The sequence below is a fragment of the Luteimonas salinilitoris genome (assembly GCF_041300785.1).
Lineage (GTDB): Bacteria > Pseudomonadota > Gammaproteobacteria > Xanthomonadales > Xanthomonadaceae > Luteimonas > Luteimonas salinilitoris.
Map to the genome: position 1 here is coordinate 1 of NZ_JBFWIB010000034.1, position 8,883 is coordinate 8,883.

General features: G+C 64.6%; 8 protein-coding genes. 4 read left to right on the forward strand and 4 right to left on the reverse strand.

From position 1 onward, the window contains the following. Nucleotides 1-107 precede the first annotated feature (107 nt). The 4 genes from nudE to AB5T46_RS20105 all read left to right on the forward strand — a co-directional run bounded on the left by nudE (nt 108) and on the right by AB5T46_RS20105 (nt 4,050). Entirely contained in the window at nt 108-716 is a 609-nt protein-coding gene (nudE, locus tag AB5T46_RS20090; protein ID WP_370565890.1) for an ADP compounds hydrolase NudE, read from the forward strand. A gap of 76 nt (nt 717-792) precedes the next feature. After that, nucleotides 793-2,019 (forward strand): MFS transporter, encoded by a 1,227-nt coding sequence (locus AB5T46_RS20095; RefSeq protein ID WP_370565882.1) that lies wholly within the window; start codon nt 793-795, stop codon nt 2,017-2,019. A gap of 95 nt (nt 2,020-2,114) precedes the next feature. Continuing rightward, nucleotides 2,115-2,636 (forward strand): class I SAM-dependent methyltransferase, encoded by a 522-nt coding sequence (locus AB5T46_RS20100; RefSeq protein ID WP_370565883.1) that lies wholly within the window; start codon nt 2,115-2,117, stop codon nt 2,634-2,636. Nucleotides 2,637-2,754: 118 nt separating this feature from the next. Further along, nucleotides 2,755-4,050, forward strand: a complete 1,296-nt coding sequence (locus AB5T46_RS20105; protein ID WP_370565884.1) for a glycosyltransferase — start codon at nt 2,755-2,757, stop codon at nt 4,048-4,050. A gap of 131 nt (nt 4,051-4,181) precedes the next feature. Here AB5T46_RS20105 and AB5T46_RS20110 read toward each other — a convergent pair whose 3' ends face one another. The 4 genes from AB5T46_RS20110 to AB5T46_RS20125 form a co-directional block, all read right to left on the reverse strand. Then, the gene (locus AB5T46_RS20110; RefSeq protein WP_370565885.1) at nt 4,182-5,561 is read right to left on the reverse strand and encodes a DHA2 family efflux MFS transporter permease subunit; all 1,380 of its coding nucleotides are present in this window, start codon (nt 5,559-5,561) and stop codon (nt 4,182-4,184) included. A 30-nt stretch (nt 5,562-5,591) separates the two neighbouring features. Beyond that, nucleotides 5,592-7,196 (reverse strand): peptide chain release factor 3, encoded by a 1,605-nt coding sequence (locus AB5T46_RS20115; RefSeq protein ID WP_370565886.1) that lies wholly within the window; start codon nt 7,194-7,196, stop codon nt 5,592-5,594. A gap of 285 nt (nt 7,197-7,481) precedes the next feature. Then, entirely contained in the window at nt 7,482-8,117 is a 636-nt protein-coding gene (locus AB5T46_RS20120) for an AAA family ATPase (protein WP_370565887.1), read from the reverse strand. After that, nucleotides 8,114-8,470, reverse strand: coding sequence for a type II toxin-antitoxin system prevent-host-death family antitoxin (locus tag AB5T46_RS20125; RefSeq protein WP_370565888.1), 357 nt, complete (start codon nt 8,468-8,470; stop codon nt 8,114-8,116). The genes AB5T46_RS20120 and AB5T46_RS20125 overlap by 4 nt, the downstream gene beginning before the upstream one ends. Between the last annotated feature and the right edge of the window lie 413 nt (nt 8,471-8,883).

Here is an 8,883-nt window from a genome sequence, read left to right on the forward strand (position 1 = left end):
ATCTGTCTTCCATGCCTTCTTGGGAATGGGCGCTGCGATTGCCGACGCCGATTCGTCGTTCCTCCCCGACGCCGACTCGCTATGATCATTGCGCCGGGTGCCCGTTGATGTCCTACCTGCCGATCATCCATCACGCCGTCGCCACCGAACTAGGCCAGTATTCGCTTGAAGAAGTGCATCTGGAGTTCTCCAACGGAGAGCGGCGTCTGTACGAGCGGCTTCACAGCCGTTCGCCCGGTGCCGTCATCATCGCGGCCATGCACGATCCGGATACGGTGCTGCTGATCCGGGAGTATGCGGTAGGCACCCATCGCTACGAACTCGGCCTGCCGAAGGGGCGGATGGATGCGGGCGAATCGATCCTGGAAGCTGCCAACCGCGAACTGAAGGAAGAAGTCGGCATGGGCGCCAGGACGCTGACGTACCTGCGCCCCCTGACGCTAGCGCCTACCTACATGAGCAATGCCATTCACCTGGTGCTTGCGGAGCATCTTTATCCCGAACGATTGCCGGGAGACGAGCCCGAGGAGTTGGAGGTCCTCCCCTGGAAACTGGACAGGCTCCACGAATTGGTCTTGCGCGAAGACTGTTCGGAAGCGCGTTCGCTCGCAGCACTGTTCATCGTGCGCGAGATCCTGAGCCGGAGGGAACCTCCTTCCGTGCTATTGGCGAAAGTCGCCAATACCGTGGAGTCGCAAGACGCTGCGCTGACTTGAACCAGCTGCCTGCCACCCCGCTCAGCCGTTGCAGTACGCGAAGCTTCTGGGCGGACGATAACGACAAGAACGCATCTTGACGCCGCTTCGAATCCATCACCGACGTGCCGCCGCCTTTGGTTTTTCGGCTGCACTGGTCTCCAGTATCGGGCAAACATTCTTTATCGGTTTGTTCGGACTATCGGTCCGCAATGACCTGGCGCTCGATGATTCCCATTGGGGAGCGCTGTATGCCTTGGCCACGCTGGGCAGCGGCTTGCTGATGTTCTCGCTCGGAGAACTGGCTGATCGCCTGCCGATGAAGCAAGCCATCACGGTGGCGCTATCCGTGTTGGGGCTCGGGGCAATCCTGATGGCCGTGGCGAACGGTCCGGTGCTGTTGCTGATCGGCCTGTTCTGTCTGCGGTTGGGCGGGCAGGGACTGACCGGCCATATGGCCATCGTCACCGCGGCCCGGCATGCCCGCCGCCGCGGACGCAGCCTGGCTACCGCCGCCTTCGGCTTCATCGCGGGTGAAGCTTTGCTGCCCGTGGCGGTGATTGCGATGCTCGGCTGGCTGGATTGGCGTTGGGTGTGGGTATGTGCCGCGATGTTGGTGCTGGGTGTGGCTCTGCCCGCGCTGCGGGCCGCTGCCGCGCCGCTGCCACGAGCAGTGGCAATGGTCGGTCTGCAGGACGGCGCGCCGCCTCCCCGCCTTCGACGGCGGCACCTGGTCCGCAAGCCGGCCTTTCTTGCCGCCCTGACCGTGGTCCTCGTATCTCCTTTTGTGGTGACTGCGGTGTTCCTCCACCAGGGCACCTTGTCCACGCTGCACGGCTGGACGCCGGCCCAGGTGGCCTGGGGGTTCATCGGCTTCGCGGCAGCCCAGACCGCATCCACATGGTTGTCCGGCCATTGGGTGGACCGGCACGGCGTGACGCGGGTATTCCGCGTCTACCTGTTGCCCGTGGCGGCAGCCACCCTGGCGCTGGGGTTCGGCCCGCCGTCGCTGGCGCTGTGGGGATTGTTCGTAGGACTGGGTGCTACAGCGGGCGCCAACAGCGTCGTGTCGGGCGCGTTGTGGGCCGAGGTGTTCGGTGTCGACAGCCTGGGGATGGTTCGTGGGATGTATACCGGCTTCATGGTGATCGCCACAGCCCTGTCTCCGCTGGTGTTCGGTCTTGCCCTGGAGACGGCCGCTCCCATCGCCCATGTTGCAGCAGGCGTGGCTGCATACGTGATTGTGGTGCCGTGGTTGGCGGCGCGATGGTTGGGCGCGAACGCAGGGCATAGGCCGCCGGCTAGTGGCCCGCCGGACTCATGATCCTGTGCCCGCTCTGTTTAAGTGATGTGATTCGGTCCTTGGCAGCTATCACCGGTCGCCGCTACTTCAAGTGCAATACGTGCGCTCTGGCATTCATGGATCGCGACGACCTTCCGTCCCTGGACGAGGAACGGCGGATCTATTCCCATCACGAGAACGATCCGTCGGACCGGCGCTATCGCGCGTTTCTCGATCGGCTGGCGGCGCCGCTATGCGCACGCCTCTCACCGGGAATGTCGGGCTTGGACTACGGCGCAGATCCCGGACCCACGTTGGCATTGATGTTGGGCGAGCGCGGATTCCTCACGACTTCATGGGATCCATTGTTCGAACCGCAGGACGACCTTCTCGATCGCCGCTACGATTTCGTGATCTGCACCGAGGTCGTTGAGCACTTCCATCGACCCAGGGTCGAGTTCGACCGGCTGGCATCGCTGCTGCGGCCTGGCGGGTGGCTTGCGATCATGACCCAGTGGCAACCACCGGACCTGTCCTTCCAGCAATGGCATTACGTGCGCGATCCGACACACGTGAGCTTTTATGCCGAACGTACGTTCGACTGGATCGCTGAGAAGTATGGCTTCTGGCTGGAGAGTCAGCGAGGAATGTCGCCCTGATGCGATCGGCGTCCTAGACTGCCATCCACGAGAAGTGGACGTATCGGGTGGGCGTGCCGCGCATTGAATCGCACGGACGGTCTCCTCCGCCAAGATAGTTGTACCAGGGAGTTCGGCATTGAAGATCCTGATCCTGACCCTCGGCTCACACGGCGATGTGCAGCCCTACGTGGCGCTCGGCCGGGGGCTGCAGGCCGCCGGGCATGCCGTGAGTGTGTGCACCAGCGAGCACTTCGCCGGCTTCGTGACCGATCATGGGCTGGACTACCGCTACATGAACAACGGCTTCATCGACCTGCTCGCCTCGATGGAAGGGCGCGCGGCGCTCGAGGGCATGCAGAGCCTGTTCGGCACCTTCAAGGTGATGGCCACGCTGGTGCCGAAGGTCGGACCGCTGCAGGCGCAGGTCCAGCAGGACGCATGGCAGGCGGCGCAGGCCGTGCGGCCTGACCTGATCGTGTTCCATCCCAAGCTGGCCGGTGCCGTGGATATCGCCGATGCGCTGGACGTGCCGGCGATCATGGCGCCGCTGTTTCCGCAGTACGTGCCGACCACGGAATTTCCCGCCGTGGGCTTGCCCGATTGGCCGCTGGGCGACGGCTACCGCCGCTTCACCTACCGCTTCGTGCATTTCCTCGGCAAGCGCATCGGCGGCGGCCCGCTTCGCACCTGGCGTCGCCAGAACAGGCTGGGGCGCAGGCCCGCCGAACTCGGCCTGTTCACCGATGGAAACGGGCAGGCGATCCCGGTGCTGCATGGTTACAGCCCGCAGATCAGCCCGACGCCGAAGGACTGGCCAGCGACCGCGATGACCATGGGCGCCTGGACGTTGCCGCACGCCCCGGACTGGACGCCTCCGCCGGCGCTGGTCGAGTTCCTCGCCGCCGGCCCGCCGCTCGTGTATGTCGGGTTCGGCAGCATGGCCGGCCGCAAACCGGCACGGGTCACCGCGATCGTGCTCGAGGCACTCCGACAGTCCGGACGCCGCGGCCTGTTCGCCAGCGGTTGGGGTGGCCTGGCGGCGCAGGCGTTGCCGCCGGAGGTGCTTGCCATCAAGCAGGCCCCGCACGATTGGCTCTTTCCACAGGTCGCCGCGGTGGTCCATCACGGCGGAGCCGGCACCACCGCGGCCGGTCTGCGCGCAGGCCGGCCGACCATCATCTGCCCGTTCTTTGGCGACCAGCCGTTCTGGGGCCGGCGCGTGCATGCGATCGGCGCCGGCCCGCCGCCCATCCCGCAGAAGCAACTGAGTGCCGAGCGTCTCGCCGCCGCCATCGTGGCCGCCACCACCGATCCCGATATCGCCGCGGCCGCCGAAGCGGTGGGCCTGCGCCTGCGCGCCGAGCGCGGCGTGGAGTCCACGGTCGACTGGATCGAGCGCTGGATGTCGTTACGAACAACCGGATCGAGCTGAGCACGCGCCCTGATGCGCGAGAGGCTCTGCCCATTGGGCAACCATCAGTCTGAACCACGGGCCGATTGGGCATGCTCGCGCGTGGCCTCGAAGCGCAGCTTCGGAGGTCGCCTCTACATCTGCAACGCAACCTAACGGCCGTGTTGACGCAACGATGCGGCGAAGACCAAGGTGAGCACGGAGAGGGCCGCCAAGGCGGAGAACGCCCAAAGATAGGCAACCGGGGCGCTGCTACCGCCGGTTTGAGCGAGCACGACGACGACCCCAGCGGCACCGACCGCGCCGCCGACGCGCTGGACAATGTTGACCAGCGTGACGGCATCGCCGATCTGATCCGGAGTGACAGAGGCGTAGGCCGCTGTCGTTGCAGGCATCTGTGCGAATGCCAGTCCCGCGCCTCTGGCGACGAGAATCGTCACCAGGCTGGAAAGGGATAGTGGGCCGGGGATGAGAAAGGGGATGGTAGTGAGGATCAGTAATCCCGCGCCGATCAAGGTGACCGGACCGGCACCGTAGCGATCGGTAATCCGGCCGCCGATGTAGAGTGCCACGGCGCTGCCCAGCCCCATGGCCAGGAGCAGCCATCCCGCTTCCGTGATATCTCGATTTTCGACGAGCTGGAAGTACAGCGGCAGGAGCAGCAGCCCGGCGAACATGTTGGCGCCGGTGAGCCCGGTGATCGCCGTGGCGGAGGCAAAAGTCCCGCGCTGCAACAGACGCAGGTTCACGAGCGGATGGCGCGCGCCGAGCGCGGTGAAAACGAAGGTGGCGGCCAAAACGGTGCCGACAATGATGGTGAGCAACGGTAGCGCCATGACGCCTGAGGCGCCGATCTCCGTGGCGCCGAACAGCAACACCGGCAGTCCGATACCGAGGAGCGCCAGCCCTCTGCGATCCAATTGACGATCGATGCTTGTCGCGCCGGCGGGCACGAGGCCGCGGGCCGCAACGAGCGCGGCAATGCCAATGGGTACGTTGATCCAGAACAACCATCGCCATGAGGCCATCTCCAACAGCAAGCCGCCGAATGCAGGACCCACCGCAGGCCCGAGGCCGATGACCAAACCGAGGACGCCAAAGAGCCTGCCGAGTTGGTCCCGGCCTGCCGTGGAGCCGATCACCGCTTGTCCCGCGGGGATCATCAAGCCCGCGGCGAGCCCCTGCAGCAATCGAGCGCCGATAAGCGACAGCGGCCCTGGTGCGAGCGCGCATAGTGCCGACGCGAGGATGAAGGCCGCCAAAGCGGCCGCCCAGACGCGCCCATATCCGTATCGACCGCCCAGCCAGCCCGACGCGGGCAGCGACACGGCCATCGCGATGAGATAGCCGGTGGCAACCCACTGCACCACGGGAAGCGTGGAATCGGTATCGGCACGAATCGACTCCAAGGCCAGGTTGGCCAACGTGGCGTCGAGCATTGCCATGAAGGCGCCGGCACCGGTAACGGCGGCGATCTTCCAGATCCGCCCCGGGATGGGTGGCGGCGGCCGACGCGATGGCCGCGGACTCACGAGAACCTAGCTCTGCTCATTAAGCCGCCCTCAGCCTGTACCGCTGGCCTGTGCATGCTCGCGTGTGGCCTCGAAGCGCAGCTTCGGCCACCGCTCCTGCACCATCTGCAGATTGACGCGAGTGGGCGCCAGATAGACCAGGGCGCCTGTCGCATCGATCGCCAGATGAATTGCGGCCTTCTCCCGGAACTCTTCGAGCGCACCGCCGTCCTCGGCCTTTACCCAGCGTGCCGTGACGACCTGAGCCGGCTCGAAGGTCGCCTCAACGCCGTACTCGTCCTTCAACCGATACGCCACCACCTCGAACTGCAACGTCCCGATCGCGCCCAGGATCAGGTCGTTGGCCAGCAGCGGCCGGAAGAACTGTGTGGCACCTTCCTCCGAGAGCTGGGTCAGGCCCTTGTGCAATTGCTTCAGGCGCAAGGGATCCCGCAGCCGGACCCGACGGAACAGTTCCGGCGCGAAGCTGGGAATGCCGGTGAACTGGAGCGGCTCGCCAGCGGTAAACGTATCGGCGATGGCGATCGTGCCGTGATTGTGGATGCCGATGACATCACCCGGATAGGCGTACTCGGCCAACCCGCGTTCGGAAGCCATGAACGTCAACGCGTCGCCGATGCGCATCTCCTTGCCAGTGCGGACATGGTACGCCTTGCCACCGGGCTCATAACTTCCCGAGCACACGCGCAGGAACGCCACCCTGTCGCGATGCAGCGGGTCCATGTTGGCCTGGATCTTGAAGACAAACCCACTGAAGGCGGATTCGTCCGGTGAAATCACGCGGGCTGACGCATCGCGCGGTTTTGGGGGCGGCGCATGTTCAACGAAGAAATCCAGCAGCAGTTGTACGCCGAAATTGTTCACGGCCGAACCGAAGAACACGGGCGTCTGCAGTCCTGCCAGGTACAGCTCGCGGTCGAACGGGTGCGAGGCGCCTTGCACCAGCACCAACTCCTCGCTCACCTCGTTCAGTACTTCGGCACCCACCCGTTGCGCCAGTGCGGGATCATCAAGCGAGGCGTAGATCGTCGAGTCCTGACGGGTGAGGTTCTTGCCCGGCTCGAACAGGTGCACTTCGCCGGTGAGCAGATGGACCACGCCCTTGAGCCGCGAGCCCATCCCAATCGGCCAGGTGATCGGCGCGCACGGGATGTCCAGGACGCGTTCCACCTCATCCAGCAGCTCAATGGGGTATTTGCCCTCGCGGTCGAGCTTGTTGATGAAGGTCATGATCGGCGTATCGCGCAGGCGGCAGACCTCCATCAGCTTGATCGTGCGCTCCTCCACACCCTTGGCGCAGTCGATGACCATCAGCGCCGAATCCACGGCAGTCAGCACGCGATAGGTATCTTCGGAAAAGTCGGCGTGGCCGGGCGTGTCGAGCAGGTTGACGATGCGCCCGTCATAGGGGAACTGCATTACCGAAGAGGTGACGGAAATCCCACGCTCCTTCTCCAGCGTCATCCAGTCGGACGTGGCGTGCTTGGCCGACTTACGGGATTTGACACTGCCCGCCTGGCGGATAGCGCCCCCGAACAAGAGCAGTTTCTCGGTCAGGGTGGTTTTCCCGGCATCCGGGTGCGAAATGATGGCAAACGTGCGGCGGCGCGCAGCCTCCGCGGCATGGGTCGACATAGGACTCCCTCGGGCGCTGACGTGCGCTCAACCATGTGATTCAACGACAGAAAGCGAAAGACGCTCTAAGGCGGAGTGGCTGTCGTACGGCAGGTGGGAGTCTGGCAGGTCATTGCAGTTCTTATTATATCGCTGCGGGCAGTGCTTGGTCACCATAGCCGGCAACCCAAAACTCTCGAACGTCTCGCCACGGGCGCCGGCGGCATCGGACAACGCATCGCATGGCGCATCCGCTGCAACCACTGCCTTGCAGATTCTTCCAGCGTACTTGAATGGCAGCGGCTACTAGCCACTCATCGAAAGCGCCGCTTCCACTAGCGGCTTGGCCCAGTCGGGCGTGCTTTTGAGCGATTCGAGATCCGTAGGCCAAGCAAGCTTGCCCGATTCCATTTCCGCAACGAGTGCCGGATCGGGAACAGCCTCGCCGAACCCGGCCTCGGCACTGTTGTCGTACACCTGCAGGTGCGCTAAGCAGGGCATGAGCGCAATCAGGTTCTCCAGCGCGGCCGGGTAGCGCTCGCGGATCCTGGCCTCGGGAATGTCATGCCCGCCCGCGGCCACACGGGCCTTGACGCGGGCAAGGTGCAGCTCCGGCGACGACAGGCCGCAGAACCACATGAGCACGTCGTGCGTTTCCGAGGCGGCCCGGATCCTGGCGGGGACGGTCCGGCCGCCCAACGTGGTCTCGAAGGCGTAGTTGGTGCGGTTCACGATTGCCTCGTCCAGACGGCGCATGCCCTCCTGCCAAGCGGCGGCATTGGCCTCGGTCTGGTCGCAGCCGGTCTCAGCCACCAGTTCCCGGGCGAAGGTATCCGGGTTGAACCAAGTCAGTCCTGCCCGTTCAAGCAAATGACCGCCGACCGAACTCTTGCCCGCGCCGTTCACGCCGGCGAGAACATAGAGAACGGGGCGAGCCTTCAATGGCTCGCCCCGACCTTGACCTTGCCGCCAAGCCTGGCTGGGCTACGCATCACGCCACGCAGGCGGCTGCCGGCGTCAGCCACCTGCAGCGACGCCAGGCGCTCGTCGAAGCGGTGGCGCAGGGTATCCAGCGCCTCGTCGTTCCTGGCGCTGGCTTCGTGCAAGGCACGCATGATGGCGCCGTAATCCTCGGCGGAGAGGATGACCGCCTCGGGCTCGTTGTGGTTCGTCACCACCACCCTACCCTTGCGGCCGACGGTCTTCATCACGCCGCGCCAGCCAAGCTTCTTCACGTCCGATGCCGGCGTACGGGGGAGGTCTTCGATTGCGTCGAGCTTCAGCGCCAAGGCCATGGTCTGCTCCTGTGTCTAGGCTGGAGCAAATATACCCTTTTTTGCCTTTTTGGGCAAATCGGGCAAACATCCCTTGAACCAGTGCCACGACAGATTCAACATAGTCCGCACCGTCGCACGGTCGAATTCGTGGTCACCCACGTCATCCATCTGCTGTATCCGCCGCCGCGTGGCATGTTGCCCTCTGTGCGGAGCCTGATCGACTACCTCACCGTGCATCTGCCCGCGAACATTCAAGAACGGAGCTTGGACATAGCCCCCTACTCCCAACTCAAGTCGGGTCACAGAGCGCAGGATCTAGACCGTCAGCCTGCTCCCGGGCGGCGATGACCTGCCATGAACAACGCGACAGCGGCCTTCACATGGGCGTTCAGGCCAGCCTTCGCAAAGGGCGGATGTCCGGTCACTGACGC